The 26,493-nt window shown below is 30.7% G+C and carries 16 protein-coding genes; 7 read left to right on the top strand and 9 right to left on the bottom strand.

The window, feature by feature from the left end:
* Positions 1-2 precede the first annotated feature (2 nt).
* Both ACJJVY_RS00565 and ACJJVY_RS00560 read left to right on the top strand, forming a co-directional pair.
* A complete protein-coding gene (locus ACJJVY_RS00565) occupies positions 3-686 on the top strand; it encodes a hypothetical protein (RefSeq protein ID WP_405604071.1) in 684 nt (227 codons plus the stop codon).
* Between the two features lie 155 nt (positions 687-841).
* Complete coding sequence (locus ACJJVY_RS00560) at positions 842-1,159, top strand: suppressor of fused domain protein (RefSeq protein WP_405604069.1); 318 nt, start codon at positions 842-844, stop codon at positions 1,157-1,159.
* A 630-nt stretch (positions 1,160-1,789) separates the two neighbouring features.
* Here the strand turns inward: ACJJVY_RS00560 and ACJJVY_RS00555 are convergent.
* The 9 genes from ACJJVY_RS00555 to ACJJVY_RS00515 are packed head-to-tail and all read right to left on the bottom strand — an operon-like array spanning position 1,790 to position 17,007.
* Positions 1,790-4,021 (bottom strand): GH92 family glycosyl hydrolase, encoded by a 2,232-nt coding sequence (locus ACJJVY_RS00555; RefSeq protein WP_405604067.1) that lies wholly within the window; start codon positions 4,019-4,021, stop codon positions 1,790-1,792.
* 8 nt (positions 4,022-4,029) lie between these two features.
* Positions 4,030-6,363, bottom strand: coding sequence for a family 20 glycosylhydrolase (locus tag ACJJVY_RS00550; protein WP_405604065.1), 2,334 nt, complete (start codon positions 6,361-6,363; stop codon positions 4,030-4,032).
* Between the two features lie 7 nt (positions 6,364-6,370).
* The gene (locus tag ACJJVY_RS00545) at positions 6,371-7,393 is read right to left on the bottom strand and encodes an isoaspartyl peptidase/L-asparaginase family protein (protein WP_405604063.1); all 1,023 of its coding nucleotides are present in this window, start codon (positions 7,391-7,393) and stop codon (positions 6,371-6,373) included.
* 12 nt (positions 7,394-7,405) lie between these two features.
* Positions 7,406-9,658 carry a GH92 family glycosyl hydrolase gene (locus ACJJVY_RS00540; RefSeq protein WP_405604061.1) on the bottom strand — a complete coding sequence of 751 codons (2,253 nt, stop codon included), beginning with the start codon at positions 9,656-9,658 and terminating at the stop codon, positions 7,406-7,408.
* A gap of 4 nt (positions 9,659-9,662) precedes the next feature.
* Positions 9,663-10,775: a family 10 glycosylhydrolase gene (locus ACJJVY_RS00535; RefSeq protein WP_405604059.1), complete on the bottom strand. Its 1,113-nt coding sequence runs from the start codon at positions 10,773-10,775 to the stop codon at positions 9,663-9,665.
* A gap of 8 nt (positions 10,776-10,783) precedes the next feature.
* Positions 10,784-11,854, bottom strand: a complete 1,071-nt coding sequence (locus tag ACJJVY_RS00530) for a carbohydrate-binding family 9-like protein (RefSeq protein WP_405604057.1) — start codon at positions 11,852-11,854, stop codon at positions 10,784-10,786.
* A 10-nt stretch (positions 11,855-11,864) separates the two neighbouring features.
* The gene (locus ACJJVY_RS00525; RefSeq protein WP_405604055.1) at positions 11,865-12,830 is read right to left on the bottom strand and encodes a glycosidase; all 966 of its coding nucleotides are present in this window, start codon (positions 12,828-12,830) and stop codon (positions 11,865-11,867) included.
* 23 nt (positions 12,831-12,853) lie between these two features.
* A complete protein-coding gene (locus ACJJVY_RS00520; protein WP_405604053.1) occupies positions 12,854-14,752 on the bottom strand; it encodes a sodium:solute symporter family protein in 1,899 nt (632 codons plus the stop codon).
* Entirely contained in the window at positions 14,752-17,007 is a 2,256-nt protein-coding gene (locus tag ACJJVY_RS00515) for a GH92 family glycosyl hydrolase (RefSeq protein WP_405604051.1), read from the bottom strand. Before ACJJVY_RS00515 ends, ACJJVY_RS00520 begins: the two co-directional genes overlap by 1 nt.
* A gap of 130 nt (positions 17,008-17,137) precedes the next feature.
* On the opposite strand from ACJJVY_RS00515, the gene ACJJVY_RS00510 reads away from it, so the two are divergent.
* The 5 genes from ACJJVY_RS00510 to ACJJVY_RS00490 all read left to right on the top strand — a co-directional run bounded on the left by ACJJVY_RS00510 (position 17,138) and on the right by ACJJVY_RS00490 (position 26,072).
* Positions 17,138-18,208 carry a sensor histidine kinase gene (locus ACJJVY_RS00510; protein ID WP_405604049.1) on the top strand — a complete coding sequence of 357 codons (1,071 nt, stop codon included), beginning with the start codon at positions 17,138-17,140 and terminating at the stop codon, positions 18,206-18,208.
* 35 nt (positions 18,209-18,243) lie between these two features.
* Positions 18,244-18,954: a LytR/AlgR family response regulator transcription factor gene (locus tag ACJJVY_RS00505; RefSeq protein WP_405604047.1), complete on the top strand. Its 711-nt coding sequence runs from the start codon at positions 18,244-18,246 to the stop codon at positions 18,952-18,954.
* Positions 18,955-19,241: 287 nt separating this feature from the next.
* Entirely contained in the window at positions 19,242-22,526 is a 3,285-nt protein-coding gene (locus ACJJVY_RS00500; RefSeq protein ID WP_405604045.1) for a SusC/RagA family TonB-linked outer membrane protein, read from the top strand.
* 16 nt (positions 22,527-22,542) lie between these two features.
* The gene (locus tag ACJJVY_RS00495) at positions 22,543-24,249 is read left to right on the top strand and encodes a RagB/SusD family nutrient uptake outer membrane protein (RefSeq protein WP_405604043.1); all 1,707 of its coding nucleotides are present in this window, start codon (positions 22,543-22,545) and stop codon (positions 24,247-24,249) included.
* 290 nt (positions 24,250-24,539) lie between these two features.
* Positions 24,540-26,072 (top strand): glycoside hydrolase family 172 protein, encoded by a 1,533-nt coding sequence (locus tag ACJJVY_RS00490; protein WP_405604041.1) that lies wholly within the window; start codon positions 24,540-24,542, stop codon positions 26,070-26,072.
* Positions 26,073-26,493 lie beyond the last annotated feature (421 nt).

The raw sequence follows: 26,493 nt of genomic DNA, 5'->3' as shown, positions 1-26,493 counted from the left end.
AAATGGGAGTTTGGAACACAGAAATAAAAGGAAACGATACGACACTTGACATTTATTCGAACTTTTTCGATAAGTACAATAATGGAGGAAATCAAGTTTGGGTTTCAAACGAAATTAAAACGGAATTTGAAGACTATTTTTCAGATTTAGACGACAGAAACAATTCATTATTTGGACTTGCTTTAGCTCAATGGGAAACTAAATCGTTAGAACCTGAAATTTATAAAACCGTTAAAGAAATAATTGAAAACGGAACTGATTTGGAATTGTGGAAAGAACTTGGAGCGGACCAAAAAACTCTTAATGACAGAAAATCGGAATTAGAAAATTTCTTAAAATTAATCTCAACCGAAAAACCAAAAGCGAAAAGACGAGTAAGACCAAAATTTGAGTTTACTACAAACGAACTCGTTAATATTAGAACGATTGATGGAACAAAGGAATTCAGGGTTAATGAAGAGTTTACAAATGGAAAATATATCCACACAAGCGGAATTATGGAATGGAATTCTGGAGGTGGAGCTGGGATAATGTATTACACAGCAGAAAGTAAAAATATTTCTGCCAAATGGATTGATAATAACAATTTGGAAATAATTCACGAACCGAATTTGGATTTTGACAAAAAAGAAAAAGAATCGTTTTTTCGAGGAGATAAAGCGATAATAAAATATAAAACGGAATAAAAACTACTGGCAACACCGTGTATAATTAATGGCTGGTTCTCGCCTACTTACGAAAATCCTCGCGGATTTTATATTCGGTTTTTATTTGCTAAATTCCGTGCTTAAAACACGCCACTAATCATACACAAACACGTTAGCTTTAATTAAGAAAAAAAATGGAGAAATCAGAATCAGGTTCGCCTATATATCGATATAAAGAATCAGACCAAAAGGAATTTGAAGGAGCGTCTGGCGAACCATCAATAGAAGAAATATCAGACCACATTGAAAAGCATATTGGTGAAATCGAAATGGTTTTTCACGAAATAATATCTGAACAGGTTCATATAGATATTCATTGGGTAAAACCAACAAAAGATAAACCTTTTCATACATTAGTCACATCTGGAATGAGTGACAAACCTATGAATACACCTGATGGAGTTGAGAATTGTGATACATGGTTGTTTTTGACTTTGTTTTACCTTTATTAAACTTGCTATTTCTTTAGCAATAGACTGGGAGGCCGATGTGGAGTCTGAATAAACTACCGTTCCGATGTTTTCAAAACGCTTCTCAAATCCTGTCGCTTTATCTATACTACTCTTTAACATTTTATTTTTATTTTATTTTTTTGATTCTAATATTAATCACTCAGTCAAAAAGCATTTAAAAAAACAGAAAACTTAGTTCTATTTTTTTAATACTTAGTTTAAGGAAAAGATAAATACATTTCCAGAAAAAAATATTCTAAGACTAATTTTATATAAAAAAACCAACAAAATAAGACATGTTAAAATTTGTTCGACCAATAACAATCCTGAAAAGGTGTTGGTTCGTTATTCTCTTTTTTACAAGTAACATCACTAGAAACAGACTAATACTACTATTTATTTTTTGTTTTTTGATTATTTTGCGAGAATTAACTTAATTTATTTAAGTATTCATAAAATATAAAAAGGTATTATTCTCATTTCTAAAGACAAAATAAAATATATTTTTTCACAATAAATGTAAGCAATTATAAAGCATAATTCTTTTACCTAATATAATACTAGGTAATTAGACCTAAAAAACACAAATAGGAACATTAAAAAAACTTAAGCTTAGTTTTATTAGAAGTATTATTCTTTAAGAATAATATTTAAAGTTGCACCTTCAACTAAATCTTTGTGATCTATAAAATATTTTTTATAGATCTTATTATTAACTTGAATTTTATCTATAAAACCTTTATCAGCATTCCCTTTTTTAGTAATTATCAATTGCTTTCCTGAATAATAATTGGAATCTAATTCTATAGTAATCTTATCAAAAATGGGTGCTGTAATTGTATAAAAAGGTTCTCCTGGAGAAATTGGATAAATACCAATCATACTATAAATTAACCACGCAGACATAGTACCTGTATCATCATTACCAGGTAATCCGTCTGGTGTGTTTTTAAAATATTTAGCAATGAGTTCTTTCACTTTTTTTTGACTTCTCCACTCTTCTCCTTTAACATAATTGAATAAATAAGGGTAACCAATATCTGGCTCATTTGCCATATCAAACTGATTGTTATCAAATACTTTTTCTAATTGATTTGTAAACTGTTTTTTTCCTCCCATCAACTTTATTAACCCTTTTATATCATGAGACACCATAAAGGCATATTGCCAAGCATTTCCTTCTATAAAACCTATACTTTTTTCAAAATCTGCACCTTGTAGCGGATCAAAAGGTTCGTACCAAGAACCATCTGTATTTTTTGGCCTTAAGAGTCTTAAATCCTTATCGTATAAATTTCTGTATGTTAATGACTGTTTTATAAATCGTTTATAATCTTCTTTTTTACCTAATGATTTTGCTAATAATGCTATAGAATAATCACTAATATTATATTCTTGTGTTGTAGATACAGATCCAGTATTTTTAGTTGTTAAATAACCAGTTTCAACATATTCTTTTATACCTGGTCTTAACGGATTATTTTCTATAAGTGTAGCACTTTTACGCATTGCTTTGTATGCTTTTTCTACATCAAAATCTTTAATACCTTTTAAGTAAGTATCTGTTAATACAATTCCTGCAGGATCACCCACCATTGTAGTTGTTTCTGTAGAATTTAATTCCCATTTAGGCAACCAACCACTTTCATCGTAAATATTTAACATGCTTTTTACCATGTTAGATTGTTGTTTCGGATAAACCAAAGACATTAATGAGTGTAAATTTCTATAAGTATCCCAAAAAGAAAACACTGTAAAACGTGTGCCTTTTGTTTTTAAAGTTTCACGAGTTGCCATACTCGGGTATTCGCCATTAAAATCATTTAATGTATTCGGATGAATTAAGGTATGATATAATGCAGTGTAAAAAATAGTTTTATCATCTTTTGTACCACCTTCTACTTTTATTTTTGATAAAAGATTATTCCAATGAGAAGATGTTGCTTTATAAATATCATCAAATGCTAAGTTTTGAGTTTCTTTCTCTAAATTTTCTCTAGCATTTTCTATACTTACATAAGACACACCTATTTTAACCTCCACTTCTGTTGGTTTAGAAAAATTGTATTTAAAATAAGCACCAATACTATCTCCAACAACTTCTTTTCTATACCCTTTCTTTATTCTTGTTTTTCCATTATAAGGCATCCATTTAGCTTCAACTCCATTATATTTATTTGGCGTTTTCCAAACGCCAAAATCTTCTGCTGGTTTACTAAATTTTGCGACAAAATATACAGGATAAGCTTCTTCTGGTTTATAATAACAAAATGAACCTACAGTTCTAATTCCTTCAATTTCTGTTAGAGAAACGACTTTTACAGAAGCACCTTCTTCATTTGTTAAGCCTAAACCTAAATTTAATAATATATTAGATTCTCCTTTTGGAAATCTATATCTAGAAACACCTATTCTTGTAGTTGCTGTAGTTTCTACTTTTATATCATACTTTTCTAATACGGTACTATAATATCCTGCTTTTGCAGTTTCTTTTGTGTACGTGCTACCATATTTTAAATGATTTGTTTCTAAAGCACCTGTTGTTGGCATCAATAATACAACACCTAAATCTGGACAACCAACTCCACTTAAATTTACATGAGAAAAACCTGTTAAAAATGTATTTTCATTTACATAAGGGTTAGACAGCCACCTGCTATCTTTTTCTAAAGAATTTTGTTTACCAGAAACATTAAACGGAGATACACTAACCATACCTCTTGGCGCAATTGCACCAGGATTTGTTGCACCAAAATTAGACGTACCAATAAATGGATTTACATATTCTACTTGTTGTTGTTGTTGTGCATTAAAAACCCCTTTAATCCCTAAAAGAAATAATATAAAAAGCTTAATTCTCATCTAAAAATTTAATTTACTAATATTTCATCCATAAAAAACCAAACTTCTCTACGATTTTTGTTCTTTTTTAATAGATTAACTTTTACTTTTATGAACATAGTTTTGTGCGATTTAAATTCTAATTTAAAATCTTTAAGTCTTGGTTCATCATTTTTATTGTATTCTTTAGACAACGATTGTACTTCTGTAAAATTTTGTCCATCTATAGAAGTTAAAACTTCAACTTTAGCTGGGTAAAATATTCCGTTTTTTTGATTTTCCATACTACCAATTACAACTTCTTTTATTGTCTTTTCTGATTCTAAATCAATAATAACCTCTGCATTTTCATTTAACCAAGCTTGCCATCGACCATCTCTAAAATTTTTAGTTCCGCGTAAGGTATTTACTAAATTAAATGCGTCAGAACCTTTATATCTTTCATGGTAATTTGTTTTATAATCTACTTTATTAGAAACTGCTTTATGAAAGACTATAGTATCTGTAAAAACTCTCCCTTTAGGCTCATCATTCTCAAATAAAACTGCTTTTATTGCTGTTGTTTTATTCAAGATGATTGGTTCTGTAAATTTTGATGAATTTACATCTAATTCATCTCCACCTAACGCATATTTAATATCAGAATCTTTATATTCATTATATAACGTTAATGCTACCGTTTTATTTTTAGCATCTATAGTTGCCTTTGAACCAATAATAAATGTACTTTTTGCAAAATTAATATCTAAAAGATCATATCTTTTAAACATTACTTTTAATCGTTTAGAAAAATCATCCCAATTTCTAGAAGATTTTGTACTCCAAACCGTTTCTGATAAAGCAGTTAATCTAGGGAAAATCATGTATTGAGAATGTTCTTCTGTAGGAATATGTTCTGCCCAAAGGTTTGCTTGTCCTCCTAAAATATGTTTTGCTTCTTCTGGCGTTAACCCCTCTATAACTGGCTCAAAAGTATATACTTTACTTGTTGATAATACACTACCACCTGCAACTGGTTCTTGTTCTGGCGGGCCTTGATAATAATCAAAATAAGAATGAGACACAGGTGTCATAATTGCATCATTACCATGTTTAACAGCTTCTACACCTCCTTTTACACCTCTCCAACTCATTACGGTAGCATCTGGAGCCAAACCTCCTTCTAAAATTTCATCCCAACCAATTAATTTTTTCCCTTTAGAGTTTATAAACTTTTCCATTCGTTTAATAAAATAACTCTGTAGTTCATCTACATTTTTAAGACCTTCGTCTTTGATTCTTTTTTTACAATGTGGACATTTAATCCAATTGGTTTTAGTCGCTTCATCTCCTCCAATATGAATATATTTAGACGGAAAAATGTCCATTACTTCTGTTAATACACCTTCTAAAAACTGAAATGTATTTTCTTTACCCGCACAATAGATATCTGTTATTGGCCATATTGCTCCTGACGGAACAGCTACAGGTTCTGCTAAACATGATAATTCCGGATAAGCAGCTATAGCACTAGTTACATGTGCTGGCATTTCTATTTCTGGCACAACTTCCACTCCTTTTAATGAAGCGTAAGACACTATTTCTTTTAAGTCTTCTTGAGTTAAAAAACCTCCATAAGTACCTTTTTCTTTTGGATTATTACCTGTTCTTAAATTCCAAGGAATTGATTCTTGGTCTACTCTCCAAGCACCAACTTCTGTTAATTTTGGGTATTTCTTTATTTCTATTCTCCATCCTTGGTCATCTACCAAATGAAGATGTAGAATATTCATTTTATGTAATGATAAAGCATCAATAGTTTCTTTTATATACTCTTTATCAAAGAAGTGACGAGATAAATCTAACATTAATCCACGCCATTTAAATCGAGGTCCATCTTTTATCTCAACATTCGGAACTTCCCAAACCGTATTTTCTGTTTTTATATTACTTTCTATATCAACTGGTAATAATTGCCTAAGACTTTGTACAGCATACAAAAAACCTGAATTATCAGAAGCTTTTATTTCTATATGGTTCTTTGTTATATTTAAAGAGTACGTTTCTGATGCTAGACTATCATTAGTTTTAAAAAGAATGTAATTTGAAGTAGGTAATGTTTCAGAAATTTTTAAATCCCAATCAGCAGCATTCTTAAATTTATCGATTAATAGTTCTGCTGCAATTGATTGCCTTTTACTTGATGTGATAAAAGTAGTATTTTCATCAAACTTAAAAACACCAGAATTAATTTTTAAAGTATTAACTTTGGGTATAATTGCAATTTCTGATTCAGTAAAAACTCTTGTTGATTCTTCTTTACAAGAATTCATGGTTAAAACAACAAAAGCCATTAAAACATATAAATAAAACTTTTTTATCATGATAGAATTAGTCTTTTTTTCTGACTATTTTAGATGCCGCTTTTTCCATACGGTTTCCTTTTTCTTCATCATAAACCGCGTAATTAAAACCAGGTCTTATACTGTAACCACCATGTTCTCCTTGCTTATTAACAGCAATAAAACCTACTTGTAAATAAGCCATATCTTTATGATTTAAGTGCTTTTTATAAATACGCTCTACAATTTCTTTACACGCTTCTGTTGGTGATTTCCCTTGTCTCATTAACTCTACAACCATAGCACTACCAGCTGTTCTAATTACTGCTTCTCCTAAACCTGTTGCAGCTGCTGCACCAACCTCATTATCTAAAAAAAGACCTGCTCCAATAATAGGAGAATCCCCTACTCTACCATGCATTTTCCATGCTGCTCCACTTGTAGTACAACCACCATATAAATTACCTTCTTCATCTAAAACCAACATACTAATCGTATCGTGATTTTCTATGTTTATTACCGGTTTGTATTTTGAATCTTCTAACCATTTTTTCCATCTTTTTTCAGATTTTTCGGTTAGTAAATTTTCTTCTTCAAAACCTTTTTCTAAAGCAAATTGCAAGGCTCCCTTTCCCGTAAGCATTACATGAGGTGTTTCTTCTAAAACTTTTTTTGCTACCGCAATTGGGTGTTTAATTCCTTGTAAAAAAGAGACCGAACCACAATCACTATTATAATCCATAATACAAGCATCTAAAGTTACTTTACCTTCTCTATCAGGCAAACCTCCATAACCTACACTTCTAACTTCTGGATCTCCTTCTGGTATACCAACACCAGATACAATGGCATCTAAAGTCGGTTTTTTATTTTTTAACTGTTGCCAAGCTTCTTCGTTTGCTGCTAAACCATGTCTCCATGTAGAAATAATAATTGGCTTTTTTATGACATTAGTTTTAAGAAGATTTTTAGTTGATACATCTTCATTAGTATTACTTGCATGAGTATATAAAGAACTAATTGCTACAGAACCTAAAGCTGCTTTTTTTATAAATTTTCTTCTATTTGTCATAAAAAATGATTTTTATTTAAATACTTCTGATGAAAGTGCCATTGAAAAATTTTTATCTTTACTTGGTTTATCACTCATAAAAAACTCCAATTTACCTCCTTTTAAAATTTCTTGATGTGTTATATAACTTTGGCTTAATTCTTCTCCATTTAGAACTACTTTTTGAATATATTTATTGGCTGAATTATTATTTATAGATTCAACTACAAACGTATTTCCATTTTCTAAATTTAATTCTGCTTTATCAAATAAAGGAGATCCAAAACTATAAACACTTTGTGCTGGATTGACAGGATAAAAACCTAAACTACTAAAAATATACCAAGAAGACATTTGTCCACAATCTTCATTTCCACAATGTCCATTAGGCGCATTTTTGTATTGTGTTTCTAAAATCTCTCTAATTCTTTCTTGCGTTTTCCAAGGCTTACCAATATAATTGTACAAGTATCCAACATGATGACTTGGCTCGTTACCATGTGCATATTGACCTATCATTCCTGTGCTAAAAATAGGTAATTTATCGCTAGGAAATGGATTATAAGTAAACATTGAATCTAATTTTTTCTCAAAAAACTCATTTCCACCAACTTGTTTTACCAGACCTTCTACATCTTGAGGTACTGACCAAACATATTGCCAAGCATTACTTTCACAAAAATATGGCGTGTATTCTTTTGGGATAAAATGTTCTATAAATTTACCGTCTTTATACTTTGGACGCATAAATGTACTTTTAGAATCGTAAATATTTTTCCAGTTATTAGAACGTTCTGTAAAATATTTATAATCCTCGTCTTTCCCTAAATCTTTAGCAAATTGTGCAATACACCAATCGTCGTAAGCGTATTCTAAAGTTTTAGACACAGACCAATTTTCGTGATGATTATCAATAGGAACATAACCGTATTTCATATAATCATCAATTTGCCTGCTTTTATCCATCGCACTTTGCTTACAAGCTTCAAAAGCCAATTCAGCATCGAAGTTTTTAATACCCTTAAAATAGGCATCTACAATAACAGGAACTGCATGATAACCAATCATCATGTTTGTTTCGTTCCCTTGCATAGACCAAACAGGCAATAAACCTGTTTCGTTATAATGTGCTAAAAGTGAATTTATCATGCTAGATACACGCTCTGGATGTAAAATGGTGTGTAATGGATGTGCTGCTCTGTAGGTATCCCAAAGAGAAAATGTATCATAACGATCGTAACCTTTGGCATTCATAATACTATCGTTCGCACCTTTATAATCGCCATTTAAATCGCTTAATAAGGTTGGTGCTAACATGGATTGATACATCATGGTATAGAAAATAGTTTTCTTTTCTACATCATCTGTTTCGATCTTTATTTTTTGTAGTTGTTTGTTCCAAACAGCATCGGTCTTAGCTTTTATTTCTTCAAAATTAAAACCTGGAGCTTCTTTTTCAATAGACTTATAAGCACCATCTATACTACCTGTAGATAGGCCTGTTTTTAAAACAATCTTCTCATTTTCTGACGTACTAAAATCAAGAATAAGTTTTGTGTTTACACCTTTTACAGGTGAATCTACTTGTTCTCCTTCACTTAATAACGTGTAAGATTTAAATGGTTTAGAGAGATTAATAACAAAATACAATCGTTGGTCTCTAGCCCAACCTTTAGACATTCTATAGCCTTCTATGGTTTTATCGTCAATAATATTAAAATAGGTTTCCATTGGTTTATCCCAATTTAAAGAATACCCTAAATCGATATGAATTTGAGACAAACTATCTTTAGGAAATGTGTATTGATGAATTCCTGTTCTACGCGTTGCGGTAACCTCGGCTTGGATTCCAAAATCTGATAGCATTACACTATAATAACCTGGTGAAGCCGTTTCACTATCGTGAGAAAAACTAGAAAATGGTTTAAAACTATTCTCTTTTATTTTTTTAGATGATCTGCTATTGGTTGGCATCACCAAAATATCGTACATATCTCCTGCTCCCGTACCACTTAAATGCGTGTGAGAAAAACCAGAAATAATTGAATCTTGATAAAAATATCCTGCAATTCTATCCCAACCCGGAATACCATGATCTGGACTTAATTGCACCATTCCGAAAGGAACCGTTGCACCAGGATATGTATTTCCAGGGCCATCTGTTCCAATAAAAGTATTTACAAACGATGTTAACGCATCAGGTTTAACTTCTACTTCAACTTGCTTTTCTTTTTTACAGGCATAGCAACAAATTATTAATATCGCTATGTAAATACTTTTAGTCATGTATTTATTCTTTAGAATTTTTAATAATTTCGAATTGCTCTTCTGTCATTTTTCCATCATCAAAAAATGCTATTCCATTTGCGCCGTTATCTTTTGCCATTTGGATAGCCTTTTTTAAATCTTCTGGCGTTAATTTAGGTGTATACAACCCTGTATGTAATTGAGTTGCTTTTCCTTCTAAATCTTGAACGCCTTGTTTAGTTGCATAACCAATCCAATCTAACTCTTCGTTGTAAAAATTGTAATATATCATTGGTAAAACCATATCTATATTCCATTTATCCCAACGTTGACGCACCATATGGTCTGCCATTTCTGGGTAAGGAAATACGGCGGCACTTAATTTTTTATCATGTTTATGTACCACTTCGTATGCTTCGTTTACAAGAGATCTTATTTCATTTAAACGGAAGTTTTTCCATTCAATATCAATCGCAGGGTTTTCCATTTTTCTTGGATCTTTATGGTGAAGTGCCATAAATTTTTCTACACTAGCATCAGAATAATCAAAATCGTAATCTGGTAATTCTTCCTCTTGTTTTAAATCGTATTTTGGAAGTAATCCAACTGGTAAATACACATCTGGGTAACGTATATAATCTAAGTGTACACTTGTTACTCCTTCTACCTTAGCCAAACCTTCTACCAAACTTAAAATATGTTTTCTTGCTTCTGGATGACTTGGAGATAACCATTGATAATATCCTACATAAGGTCTTTCTTCTTTTACAAAACAAGACTTTCCGCTACGACTTACCATATACCAATCTGGGTGTTGTTGCGCTATAGAATCTCCTGGTCTATTTGTGGTAAACATCCAAGCATGAACCTCTAAACCTAACTTATTTGCTATTGGCGCTGCTTTAGATAATGTTTTAGGATCTGCATTTGTATTGATTAAAATAGCGTCAATACCGTTTTCTTTTAAAATACTAAATCTCTTTTCTATACTAGATTCTGATTCTTTATCTCCTACAGCAATCCATTTCCAATATTTATATTTCCCTTCAGTTTTTTCTATTTTCGTTTTAGAATCAACAACTGTATTTTGTTTTGGCGCATTGTTACAAGACATAAAACCCAATACAAGGGTAATTATTGCTATTCTTAATTTCATATTGATTGTTATTTAGATATAAATTTTCCGTCCTCTTTAACCGTTAGCATTTTATTTGTGAATGGACTTTTTACTGATATGTTCCATCCCATGCTGTGGGTTTCTAATTTTGGTTCTATTATTTTTCCTTCTATTTTAATTTCTGATGTTTTTAATTTTTCTACTGAAGTAAAGTAGGTTTTATTTTCTTTAAAATGCGCCGTTTGAATACGATACATTTTATACAATTCCCATTTTATTTTATCGTCTTGAGGAATTGTGAAATTATTTTCTTTTTGAGGTGCTTCGGAAGAGAAAAACACATAACCCCATTTTTCAGGTTCATGCATGTTTATAACCCCCATTGGAGACCACACCCAATTGTATTCTTGTAAGCGCTTACCGTTGGCATCTTTTTTTCTTTCGTATTTACCATCTGTAATTTGATAATCCCAGTTTACACGAGAAAAGTTAACACGCCAAAATTTATCAGTTGGCACATTTTTATGGAAATATCCAGTTTTATATGCTGCCCATGGAATGGCTAATTCTAAAACCCAACCTTCATCAATATCGTTTGGATTATTTAGTGTACCATTCACTTTTACAGCAGATTTTAAACCGGTAATATTCCAATCGTTTAAAACTACATTGGTATTTCTGTATGGTTTAGATACAAACAAATCCCAAGCTGTATTTAACGCATTAAGTTCTAACTCGTAATAATTATGCGTATCACCATCTGGATCTACAAACACTTCAAAATCGTTATTATGAAATATAATAGCATCTCGTTTAGTAATATCTCCCCAAACATGAGGTTCTTCCATTTTGGCTAACACGTAAAAAAACGTATCGTCCCAAAGCATTTTAGCCTCTGTTTTGTATTTGGGTTGCTTTTCTCCTTCAATATCAATGAACAGGTTTGTCCATTCTACTTCATTCCATGCCGCGTCAGAATCTTCACCATCAATAATTATACTTTCAGGTGTTTTATAGGCTGTATAGGTTTCTGGAATAATATCTTTTTTACTCTGAGCACAACTCAGTAATGATAACCCACAAAATAACACCGAAAAAAAAGTTCCTTTACACTGCATGTATCGCATTTTATAAACTATTGTTTTTTGTAAAATCTATTACTTCACTAAGCTTACCGAAAGCCATAGCAACTACGGTATCGGCAGCTCCATAATAAACAGCTAATTTGTCTTCTTCAACATCATGTAAAGCAGCACAAGGAAATACTACATTTGGTACATCACCATTTTGTTCGTAAGTTTCAGCTGGGCCTAATAAATAAGGTTGCGTTCTGTATTTAACTTTATCGGGCTCGTTTTCATCTAAAAGAGCAGATCCCATAGCGTACCTAAACCCATTACATGTGTTTATTACACCATGATATAACATGAGCCAACCTTCATCTGTTAAAATAGGAATTGGTCCTGCTCCAATTTTAGTACACTGCCAAGCACTATCTTCAAAATTAGAGGCTTTCATAACACAACGATGCTCTCCCCAATATTTCATATCGGGACTGTAACTAATATAAATATCACCAAAAGGTGTATGTCCATTATCACTAGGTCTACTTAACATAGCGTATTTGCCATTTATTTTCTTAGGAAACAAAACACCGTTTCTATTAAATGGTAAAAAAGCATTTTCACATTGAAAAAACTCTTTAAAATCGAAAGTATAACCAATACCTATAGTTGGTCCATGATAACCGTTACACCAAGTAATCCAATAACGATCTTCTATAAAAACAACACGTGGATCGTATTTATAAGCAGACTCTATCATTTCGGTATTACCTGCCTGAAACTCTATAGGTTCGTGTTCTATATCCCAGTTTATACCATCTTTACTAAAACCAGCAAAAATATTCATTTGTACTGCTTTATTATCGCAGCGAAAAACACCAGCAAAACCATCTTCAAAAGGCACGACTGCACTATTAAAAATACTATTAGATGATGGAATAGCGTACCTATCTATAATAGGGTTTTCACTATATCTCCACATAACATCGTTACTGTTACTTGGTTTATCTTGCCAAGGTATTTGTTTCATTCTTTATAACTTTAAAATTAATTTTATTCGTTTGCTGCCGCTTCTGTATCGGGAAGTTTTCTAACTTTATCTAACCATGTAAATTTAAGAATAACAGTAGTTACTACAAAAACCAACAAAGCTATTAATGTTTTTGGATAATCCCTTATCATAAAATAAATAGGTAATAAAACCATACTAGATTGCCAAACAATACCTACTACACAATTTACCATATCTGAAGCAAAATCTCCATTTTTTGTTATTGTTTTATCGTCTACCTGAAGTTCTTTTAAAACAGGTTTCCACCATCCCCATGGACGCACATTAAAATAAAACGCTTTTAATGTTTTCATATTAGTTGCCGGTGTTAATAAAGTTCCTAAAAAAGAACCTAATAAAGAAACCACAAATATGATTGGAAAAATATAAATAACATCTATATGCGCACAGTTGTACAGAAAAGATCCGACTTCAAAATTATCTTTATTCATATCGACCAAAAACTGTAGCGTTGCAATAATTAATCCTGATGTCATTCCCCAGAAATAGCCCCAACCATTAAAACGCCACCAAATCCATTTTAAGAAATTCGACGCTACATAACCACCATAAAGTGCAGATGTAATCCATAGAGTAATAGCATTAATCGACTCCGCAAAAAAGCCCATAATTACACCTAAAATAACAATAATAAAAGATGTAACGTGACTGGCTTTGATATAGTGAGCTTCTTCTTCATCTGGTTTATAATATTTTTTATAAATATCATTTACCACATAAGCGGGACCAGAATTAACAAAAGCTGAAAAAGTTGACATAAACGCAGCTAATAACCCTGCTAACAGCAAACCTTTTATCCCAACAGGCACATGGTTATTAATAACTGTAGGTAAAATGATTTCTAAATCGTTTAAACTTAACGTTGGAGATATTGCCATAGACGGCGCTAAATACACTAAAGCTAAAACCACAATACCACCAATAAGTAAATAGCGTGGTATAAACAAAATAAGATTAGTAAAACCACTCATGTATGCAGCTTCTTTCACTGATCTTGTGGAAAGAATTCTTTGCATATCGTAACTTGGAGTTGGCCCTGCAATACTTGCAAAAAAACCTTTAAATAAACACATACCTATAAAGGCTCCAAACATTTTATAACCTTGTGTATCTACAAGATTATTGAAAGCGGTTAGCTTACCTGTCCAAGACCCTTCTATTGTATTTCCAAAAAATATGGTACTCCATTCTGTTGAAAGAATATTGTTAATTTCTACATCGCTAACCGAAATAAATGCATAAATCGCAACTAAAATTCCAGAGAGTACCATAATACCGTATTGTAAAACCTCTGTAGCCACCACAGAAAACATACCTCCTTTTATAGTGTAAATGGTTGTTAAAAATATAATTATCAATGCATAACTTTGACTAGATGTTAGCAAAACAGCATTGTTTAAAACTAAACTAATATCCCAAGGTAAAATAACAGACATGAATTTACCAACACCCTCAAAAAAATAAGCTATAAAACCTACAGATGCTACAATAGCAAAAATGGCAACAATTAAATGAGATGCTCTACCAGGTCTATCGTCTCCAAAACGTGTTAAAATCCATTCGGAACCCGTCATTATATTTGATCTTCTAATCCAAACAGCTAAAAAAACCATGATAAAAATCTGATTCCAAATAGGCCACATCCACATAAATAAGAAACTTTTGGCTCCGTAAAGAAACAGTAAACCAACCATCCAAGCTGTTCCGGAGACATCAAACATACCAGAACCATTACTTAAACCTAAGTAATACCACTTTATGCTTTTACCTCCTAAAAAATAAGAATCCAATCCTTTAGATGCACGCTTAGATATCCAAATACCAACTCCTAGAGTTAATAGAATATATAGTACAATTATTATAACGTCTACACTATGCATTAGTGAATATTATTTTTGTTAAGTCCCCAAGATTTATTTGGTGTATCACCCATTACAAAATGAAGTGTTCCACCTTCCCATATTGTTTTATGAGAAATTGAAGATTGATTAAACAATTCGCCATTTAGAGTTGCAGATTGTATGTAAATATTTTTTGATGAAACATTTTCTGCTTCAATAACAAATGTTTTATTCTCTGAAACTGAAATTATTGATTTTTCGAAAATCGGACTTCCAATTTCGTATTCTGTTGATGCTGGATTCATAGGATATAAACCGATAGAACTTAAAACATACCAAGCACTCATTTGTCCGCAATCTTCATTACCACTTAATCCATTTGGTGTTGTATTATATTGTGTATCTAAAATATGGCGAACCCAATATTGTGTTCTCCAAGGTTTGTTTGCTGTATTAAACATATAAGCTATGTGGTGACTTGGTTCATTACCATGTGCATATTGACCAATTAACCCTGAAATATCCGCAGAAGTATTAGCTCCTGTAATCTCTGAACTTTCAGTAAAAAGTTGCTCTAATCTCTCAGTAAAAACTTCATCACTACCATGTAAACCTATAAAGCTTTTAACATCATGAGGCACAAACCAACTGTGCTGCCAAGCATTACCTTCTGTATAATCTGTATGTTCTCTATGGTTAGAATATTTAGGGTCAAAAGGTTCGTTCCAAGATTTACCATCATCAGACTTACCTCTCATAAAACCAGTTTCTGCATCAAATAAATGTTGATATGCTTTAGATCGATTTAAAAAGTAACTATAATCTTTATTCTTCCCTAAAGCTTTAGCCATTTGAGCAATACACCAATCATCATATGCATATTCTAGAGTTATTGTTACAGACTCATCTAATAAATTATAAGGTATATAACCATATTTTTTATAATGGTCTAATCCGCGTTCATTTTGCATCATCGTTGTTTTCATTGCTTCGTACAATTTTTCTACATCAAAACCAGTAATTCCTTTTAAATAAGCTTCAACAATTACAGGTATTGAATGATAACCTGTCATTGTATTTGTTTCATTACCATAAAGCGTCCAAACAGGAAGGATTTTATTTGTTTCGTAATACGCTAACATCGTATTAATAATATCTGAAACTTTTTCTGGAGCTAATAAAGTAAGTAATGGTTGTTCTGCCCTAAAAGTATCCCATAGAGATAAAGTTGAGTATGCTGTATAACCTTTAGCTATTTTAATACTATCATTTTCTTTTCTAAACTGACCATTTTTATCGCTAAATGTAACTGGAGCTAATTGAGAATGATACATGGCTGTATAGAAAATAGTTTTTAAAGAATCTATAGGTGTTTCTACTTTTATTTTAGACAAAGATTCATTCCATGTAGTATTTGCTTTTGCTCTTACCTCTTCAAATTTAAATCCATCTGGCTCTAAATTATCTTTGGCGTTAGCTACATTTACTGAAGAAAGTGCTACTTTAACTAACAACTCATTATTTTTATTTGCTTCAAAAAATAGTTGTGTTGCAGTTTGCTCTCCTTTTATTGTATTATTTTTTACAACCGTATTATCTGAAACCAAACTATATTTTGATATCGGTTTAGAAAACTTTGCAACAAAAAATACTTTTTGATTTTTTGCCCAACCTGTACTGTAACGATATCCACTTATTGTGTAATTATCTTCAACACTTATAGAAGATTCTGTAGCTTTATCCCAATTAATACCAAAACCTAAATCAACTACAACAGATTGTGTATCATCTTCTTTAAATGTATATTTATGATATGCTGTTCTTAATCCAGTCGTTAACTCTACGTTAATATCATGATCTTCTAAAAAAACCTGATAATACCCTGGAGTAGATTTTTCATTTTTATGACTATATGAAGATTTATAATTTAAAGAATCTCTAGATTTTGGCATTACAGATAAATCTACCTCTTTATTTATCGGCATAAATAACAGATCTGCTAAATCTCCAATACCAGTTCCACTTAAACTTAAATGACTAAAACCTACAGCAATAGAATCTGAATAATGATAACCAGAACACCAATCCCAACTACTTATTCCGTTTACAGGACTTACTTGTAACATACCAAAAGGAACCGTTGCTCCAGGATATGTGTGTCCATGACCTCCAGTACCAATAAACGTATCTACAGAACCAGTTAAAGAGCTTATTTCAAGATTTTTATCTTTAATATTTTCTTTACAACTAGTTATAAAAATTAGAAATGAAAAAATAAGTATAATCTTCCTCATAAAATTAATGTATTGCTTTAATAATATAAAAATTCATAAATTTAGCAAAAATTAAAAGTAATTTAGACAGACGACCTATTAACTGAGTTAAACATCAATAAATTAAAAAAAACAAATCATTTAAATAAAAATGAATTTTAATTCTAATCAACGCTACAGCATTTCTTTAAAACATCATGTTATTTTTTGGTCTATCTACTTTATTATTACCGTTATTAGATGGGGAGGGATTCATGAAAATTATTTGTACTCTTTAAAAACTACATTAATAGGGTTTCCTATAGAAATGATTTTGGTTTATTTAAATGTTTATGTTTTAATGCCAAAATTTGCCTTTAATAATAAAAAATATACCACCTATATTATATTAATATTATCCGCTATTTTCTTGATGGTACTTGCTAAGTTTTATCTAAATTTTTATTTATTGAGTAGTAATGCTTGGAAAGAAGGATTGAATACAGCAGACAATATTACAACCACCTATATTTTAGATAACATGATTGGAGAACTATATGTTATTACTTTTGTTACCGCTATTAAAATAACTTTAGATCTTCTTAAAGAACAAAAAAGGGTTACAAGTTTAGAAAAAGCACAATTAGAAACCGAACTTCTGTTTTTAAAAACTCAAGTATCTCCACACTTTTTTTTTAACACATTAAATAATATTTATTCTTTAGCTGTAGAAAGATCTAAAAAAACACAGATAATTATTTTAAAATTATCCGAATTAATGCGTTACTTATTGTATGAAACAAAAAGTAAACGACAAACTTTAGAAAACGAAATACTTTGCATACAAAATTACTTAGATTTAGAACGTGTAAGACATAATGACGATTTAGAAGTAAATATGTCTATTTCTGGAAATATAGAAGATAAAGAAATTGCACCTATTTTATTATTATCATTTATAGAAAATGCATTTAAACATGGTGCATACAAAAATATTGGAAAAGTAAAAATCGATATTGATTTCTCTATTAAAAATGATTTTCTTTTTTTTACAATAACAAATCCCATGCCTGCTAATATAGAACATGAAAAAACTTTTAATCAATCAAGCGGTATTGGTTTAAAAAACGTAAAAAAAAGATTAGCTTTAGGCTATCATAAAAACGATTACAAATTAACTATTAAGAATAATAAAAAAAGATTTATTGTAAGACTTAGAATAAAGGTATCTCCTACTAAGTAATTATAAATTTAATCTCAACAAAATAATAAAGTCAGATGAAAATAAAATGTTTAATTGTAGATGATGAACCTTTAGCAATTAATGTTATAAAAAATTACTTAGAACAAATGGAAGGTTTTGAAGTAATTGAAACATTTAATAATGCTATTGATGCTTTAAATTTTGTAAAAGACAACACTGTAGATGTTATTTTTTTAGACATAAACATGCCTGTTTTAGATGGCGTAAACTTTATAAAAAGTTTACAAAATCCTCCTTTAATAATTATTACTACTGCATATCATGAATTTGCTGTAGAAACTTACGAATTAGATGTATTAGATTATCTAATAAAGCCTATAGAGTTTCCTCGTTTTATGAAAGCTCTAAATAAAATTAATAGAAGACTAGAAACTAATACAAGTACTATTGATAAAATAAATGATCGTCCTTATCTTTTTATTAAAATTAATAAAAAGACAATGAGAAAGATATATTTAGACGAAATTTTAGTCATAGAATCTTTAAAAGATTACTTAAAAATTAATACTACTACAGAAAAACATATTATACACAGCACATTATCTGGCTTTACAGAGCAATTGCCATCAAGAGATTTTATAAGAATACATAGATCTTATACTGTTGCAATCGACAAAATAGATGCTGTTGAGGGTAATAGTATTGAAATCGAAGGCCTGAGATACGTTATTGGTAGATCTTACATAGATGAAGTAAAACAAAAAATTTTAAAATCTTCGTTATAAATTAACACTTAAAACAAACCCCATCCTCTTACCCCTTAAAGGTTAAGATACCTTTTTTTAAATTTAGGTTTAAATTTAATAGCTTGTTTTTTATCTGAGTTGAAAAGTTATTCGTCGAAATTTTTATTTTTCAAGAAATAAAAAAAGTTAAGTTTATTAAATATTTAAGATAATGTTAACATTTTACACTATTTATATGTATAATGTTAATAGTTCAAATTAACTAAAATAATCTTAAATTTTTAATAACGAATCTTAATATTTTCAACAAATTTAATTCACTATCTATGAAATTTAAACTAGATCATTCTTTTTTTTCATTTAAGAAAAAATTACTGCTTCTCATTATGAGATCTTTTATTTTCTTATTTTTCACATCTATTTTTGGAGCAATACCAAACGTTGATAATTCTACTGCAATTGTTCAACAAAAAATTACTGGTATTATAACTGATGCTCAGGGAGAACCTCTACCTGGTGCAAGTATTAATGAAAAAGGAAACATTACAAATGGTACTCAGTCAGATTTTGACGGTAAATTTTCATTATCTGTTGCTGACCCTAACACAACAATTGTTATTTCTTACATTGGTTTTAAAACAAAAGAAATAGCCTTAAGTGGTAAAACTAACTTTACTATTGTATTAAATGAAGATGCAGATACATTAGACGAAATTGTTATTGTTGGTTACGGAACTCAGAAAAAAGTAAACTTAACAGCAGCAGTATCTCAAGTAGGTTCAGAAATTTTTGAAAACAGACCTACAGCCAATGCCGTTAGATCTTTGCAAGGTACCGTACCTGGTTTAATAATAACGAACTCTGCTTCTGGTGGTGAACCTGGTGCTAGTGCAAACATTAACATTCGTGGTTTTGTAACAAGTGGTGGTACAGGAACATTGAGTAATGCTTCTCCATTAGTGCTTGTTGATGGTATAGAAATGAGCTTAAACAATATTGATCCAGAAGATATTGAATCTGTTTCTGTTCTTAAAGATGCAGCAGCAGCATCAATCTACGGTTCTCAAGCGGCAGCGGGAGCTATTATAGTTACTACTAAAAGTGGAAAAAACCTTAATGGTAAAGTAAAAGTAAACTTTAGTACAAGTTACTCTATTACTCAACCCTCTATTTGGCCAGAAAGTGCTAGTCCTATTGATTTTGCTTACACAATGAACGATGCCAGAACTAATAATAATCAAACTCCTTATTATGATGAAACTGGTTTAGCTAATATTATTGCTAATATGGAAAATCCTGGAAGTGCACCTTCTATAGTATCTAACGCATCTGGTAATGGATGGGATTATGGAACGATTGGTATTGAAGGAACAGGTGCTACAAATTGGGATGATATAATTATGAAAGAATGGGCACAAAGAATTAAGCACAATGTAAGTATTACGGGTGGTAATGAGAAAACAAACTATTACTTATCTGCAGGTGCTTATGATGAAGATGGTTTATTAAAGGTTGGTAACGAGTCTTACCAAAGATATAATTTAGACGCTAAAATTTCTAGCCAAGTAAATGATTGGTTAAAAATTGAGTTATTAACTAAGTTTAGAAAAAGTTTTACAGATTTCCCTACTGAAGTAAGTAATAACAGTGCCTTTTGGAATAAATCTAGAGTATTAGATTTAATTACTAAATTAAAACCTACTTTACCTCAATACGATCCAATTTACGGAGAAGAATTATTACAACATTCTTACTATCCTTTTTGGGATACACAGCGTGCTAAAACAGAAAACGATCAAGTTATTCTTATCCCAAAAATTGTTATAGAACCTATAAAAGACCTTAAATTTAACTTTAATTTAAATTATAAAAGAAATAACAATTTCCAAGAGACATCTATTCTAGCTAGTCAAACGATAGTACCTAACGGACTTGTTGATAAAATATCTCAAGCGGCAACTTCTTACAGCCCTACTGTAATTGTTAATGAGTATTTTTCTCCTAATATTTTTGCTACATATGATACATCTTTAAACAATCATAATTTCAATGCTACAGTTGGTTTCCAAAGTGAGTCTTATGACTATTATGCACTTGGCGCAACAACAGACTATTTAATTAGTAATAATATAATTTCTTTAAATGCATCTTTAGATGATGACCAGATAGTAAACGAAGCTATTTCTCACTGGTCTACAGTAGGTGTATTTAGTAGATTTAGATATAATTTTAAAGAAAAATATTTATTAGAATTTAGTTACCGTAGAGATGGTTCTTCAAGATTTTCACCAGATAATAGATGGGCAGGATTCCCAAGTTTCTCTGCAGGTTATAACGTAGCTAAAGAAGATTTCTGGAATATAGATGAAATAAGCACCTTTAAATTAAGAGGTTCTTATGGAACTTTAGGAAACCAAAATGTAAATAATTACTTATATCTTACCTCAATATCTTTAAATACTGGCGGTACTTCTTATTTATTTGATGATGAAAGATTAACTTATGCACAAACTCCAAGCATAGACAGTCAAAGTTTAACATGGGAAACAGTAAAAACAACAGATATCGGTTTCGATTTAAGTGCCTTTAACAACAAACTAGATGTTGGTTTCTCTTGGTATAGAACAGACATAGAAGGTATGGCAGCACAAGGTGCAGATTTGCCAGCTCAATTAGGTACCAATGCTCCATTAACAAATATTGGAACATCTAGAGTACAAGGATGGGAAGTAGAAGCTACATGGAAACAAAAACTAGGAGATTTTAGCTATAGTGTTAGAGGTGTTTTAAGTGATTATAAAAGAAGTATTGTAGAATACCCTAATGACACTAAAGCATTAACAAACTATTTTGAAGGTCAAAACCTAGGAGATATATGGGGATTCGAAACAGAAGGATTATTTCAAACAGATGCTTTAGCCACAGAAGTTACTTCTCTTGTTGATTACTCATTTATTACTGGTTGGTCTCGTGTAGCTGGTGATATAGAATATAAAGATATTGATGGAAATAATGTAATTGATAGAGGTAATTATCTTGCTGGAGACACTGGAGATTATACTGTAATTGGTAACTCTACACCACGTTACCAATATTCTGTAAACTTAGCTATGAACTACAAAAATTGGGATTTTAATGCATTAATACAAGGTGTTGGTAAAAGACAATTATCTTTCGCTAACCAACAACGTTTTAAAGGTCCTGCAAATGGTCCATTCCATGCTTTTGTTTGGGAAGGTCATTTAGATTACTTTAGACCAGAAGACACAACAAGTCCTTTAGGTGCAAACACAGATGCTTATTTCCCTACTCCATATTTAAATGGTGGTGGTAGAAACAACAAAAACTACAGCTACCATACAGATAGGTTATTACAAAATGCTGCTTACACTAGATTAAAAAGTGTACAAATTGGTTTTACTATTCCAGCAAGCATAACACGTAAATTTAAAGTAGATAAGTTCAGACTTTATCTTACAGGAGAAAATCTATTAACTTTTACTGACTTAATGTTCTTTGACCCTGAGACAAATACATCTGGATTAACTGGTAGTGCACAATCTTACCCGTTATCAAGAATAATTTCTACAGGAGTAAATATCTCATTTTAAATAAAATATAATAATTATGAAAAATATATTAAAATTATTTATTCTAAGTACAATTCTAACACTGTCATCATGTGAGGATTTTTTAGATAAAACACCATTAGATGAAGTTTCTGAAGCAGCTTTTTATAGCACGCCATCAGACTTACAAGCAGCTGTTAATGGCTTTTATAACGACTTTCCTGGTTGGTCTGCAACCTCTATAGGATTTAACATTTTACCAGACATGTATTCTGATATAGGTGTGGCACAAGAACCAAGTAGTAGAATTAGTGGTTTAAGCTATACTGTACCTACATCTGCTAGTGCATCTGTTTGGAGTTTTGATGAAGTTAGAGAAACCAACTGGCTAATAGACCATTTAGACCAAGCTTCTGGTGATGAAACATTAATAAACCAATATTCTGGTGAGGCATACTTTTTTAGAGCTTATTATTATTTTGAATTATTAAAAAGATATGGAGATTTACCAATTTTTCCAGAATATTTTGATAATACCGATGAGGAATACGTTTTTGCTTCTAGATCTCCAAGAAATGAAGTTGTAGATTTTATTATTTCAGATTTAGATACAGCAATTTCATTAATGCAATCTTTTCCTGATGTTGCTACATCACGCTTAAGCAAAGAAGTTGCTCTTTTAATGAAAGCTAGAGTTGCTCTTTACGAAGGTACATGGGAAAAATACCATAGTGGTACTGATTTTGGTGTGTCTGGACTTGATGGATCTGACTTCTTACAAACAGCTGCAGATGCATCAGAAGAATTAATTAATAGCGGTGTTTTCTCTTTGCATAGTGATTACAAATCACTTTTTAACCAAGTAGGTTATGGTGGTAATAGTGAAGTATTACTTTCTAGAGATTATAACTCTATTGTATTAGGTATTAATAACGTTTTACAACAAACATGGCCTAATAGATGTGGTTACACTAAGTTCGCTATTGACAGTTATTTATGTACTGATGGTGATCCTATTTCTGTTAGTTCTCTTTACCAAGGTAATACAGATTTATCTGTAATAGAAACAAATAGAGATCCTAGATTAGCAGCTACAATAATGGTACCTGGTGATTTAATTGAAATAAAATCTGATGGTACAGAGGTTTACTGGGAAAACCCAAACTTCAACTCAACAAATACAGGATTAACAGGTTATGAGTCAGAAAAATATAGAAATGTTTTATATGATGGTAATTATGATGACTTTACAGAAGATACATCTAGAATTATAATGAGATATGGAGAAGCTTTATTAATTTTTGCAGAAGCAAAAGCAGAGTTAGGTACAATTACTCAAGGTGATTTAGATAAATCTATTAATTTATTACGCAGTCGTGTAAGTATGCCTGGTATTACTTTAGGTTCTATAACTGTAGATCCTAATTGGCCAAATTACGGTTATACTCTTTCTAATATTTTATATGAGGTAAGAAGAGAACGTACAGTAGAACTTATGGCAGAAGGCTTTAGAGCTGATGATTTATATAGATGGAGAGCACATACTTTGTTTGACAGCGATCAACCAAGAGGTGCATATTATAATGATGGAATTGTTAGTGTAGAATTAGATCCTTCTAACGTTACCTTAGATGAAGATGGGTTTATATTACCTTTTGCTTCTACAGGAATTTACAGTTTTGATGAATCTAAAGCTTATTTGCTACCAATACCTTTAGATGAGTTAGTGTTAAATCCAAACTTGACGCAAAATCCTGGTTGGTAGTATTTTTTATTTTTTTTTATATGGTCGTAAAAATGTAATTAATTTTTACGGCCATATTTTTTACAAAAAAAACTAAAAAATAACCTTATATTAATTTTCTATTATTTTATAGCTTCTTCTCTCCTTTCTTTAGCAAAAAACATAAATCTCACCCTATTATAACTATTCATAAAATGTTTAAAATCAAAAAATCAGCTCGGATAATTATTTTCTTATTAATTATTAGTCAAATATTTATTTCTTGTAAAGAGGAAAAACAAATAATATCTATCAAAACCATGTTAAATGAAATGATAGATAGAGATAAACAATCTAGATACCCTAAAATAGATTTTAGACTTAAACAAGAAAGTAGCTACAACCGTGTCTCTGTAAGTATAAAAGACAGTATTACTTGGTTTGAAAACCATGACTTTAATAGCAATGATAAAGACAAAAACTTTATCAGAATTGAAGAAAATAAAAATCAGAAAGAATGGGTTTTAATGGATCATAAAGGCCCTGGAGCAATAGTAAGAACTTGGATGCCTTTTTTAAATGCTAAAAAACCAGATACAGACATCCAAATTAAAATATATCTAGATGGCAATGATCAACCTATTTTAGAAGGAAACATGCTAACCTTACTAAATGGAGATGGTTTTTTCCCCTACCCTTTTGCTCATAAATCTTTACGCTCTGCAGTTTCTTTTTTTCCTATTCCTTACTCAAAAAGTTGTAAAATAACAACAACAAAACGTCCTTTCTTTTATCAGTTTACTTATAGAGAATACCCAGAAGGAACAAATATTAAAACTTTTTCTAAAGATGAATTTAACAGTGCTAAAAAACTAATTAATAATGTTGGAGAAAAATTATTAAAACCAACAAACTTTTCAGACGGACAATCAATTAATTTAAATACTACATTATCAGCATCAACAGAAAAAACAATTGAGTTGCCAAAAGGTGAAACAGCTATTAAAAACCTTTCACTTAAATTAGGTTCTTATCAAAATGATGAAATTATGAGAACTACCATTATAAAAATAAAATTTGATGGTAAAGAAACTGTTTGGTGTCCTATAGGAGATTTTTTTGGTTCCGGTATTGGTCTTAATCCTTATCAAAATTGGCATAATACAGTTGCCCAAGACGGTACATTAACTTGTAGATGGGTAATGCCTTACCAAACATCTGCTAGTATTAGCATAGAAAATTTGAGTAAAACACCAATTAATATTGAATTAAATACTGTTGTTGATGATTATACTTGGAATGAGCAAAGTATGTACTTTAATGCTGCTTGGAGAGGTCAATACCCAGTTTCTACTAGGCCTTTTTCTGATTGGAATTTTGTAAAACTAAAAGGACGTGGTGTTTACATTGGTGATGCACTTACAATAATGAATCCGGTTGAAAAATGGTGGGGAGAAGGAGATGAAAAAATTTGGATAGATGGAGAAGATTTTCCTTCAATTTTTGGAACAGGAACAGAAGATTATTACGGATATTCTTGGGGAGGAATAAGTACAGATTTTTATGAACATCCTTTTCATGCACAACCAAGAAGTAATGTTTATAATAAATTAAATAGAAAAGGTAGTAATACAGAAAGGAACACAAAAGGGTTTAGTACAGAGGTAAGAACAAGAGTTTTAGATGTAATGCCTTTTTCTTCTTCTTTAAACTTTGATATGGAAATATGGAGTTGGTCGGATTGTGATATGGGCTACGGAGCAAGTGTAATGTGGTACGGAGGTTCTAACACTACATCAAATAGAAGTCCGAATAACAAAGAAGCTTTAAATGTACCTAAAATTGAAAATACCACAACAAAATAAACAGTCTCTATCTATTATATATTGTATGTAATTTGAGCTTTATTTCTTTATTTTACTAAAGATCTTATATAGAAATAAAGCTCTAACTTATACTTTAAAATCTTAATTAGCACTTATTGTTGTAATTTTAAATACACTTTTAAAAGCCGTTCTTCTTCACCTATTTAATTGATAATTTTTTCTAGAAAACAGACTCAAAAAATTTCATGGTTCTTTCTTTTAAAACCATAAATACGCCATTAATACATGTTCTTTATCCACTTAAAAGTGAATTAAACTATATATTCCTAAAAACGAAGCTTCTAATTTTTTTAATCCATAAAACACATTAAAACCTTTTTTTAGATTAAATAATTATCCATTTAAAATAGTGTAACCGCGCTACAAAAAAACAAGTAAAATACTGATATTCAAAAACATA

The organism is Polaribacter sp. Asnod1-A03 (genome assembly GCF_045063585.1).
Taxonomy (GTDB): domain Bacteria; phylum Bacteroidota; class Bacteroidia; order Flavobacteriales; family Flavobacteriaceae; genus Polaribacter.
Note: the sequence above shows the minus strand (reverse complement) of the source record. Positions and strands in the feature narration are given on the sequence as shown.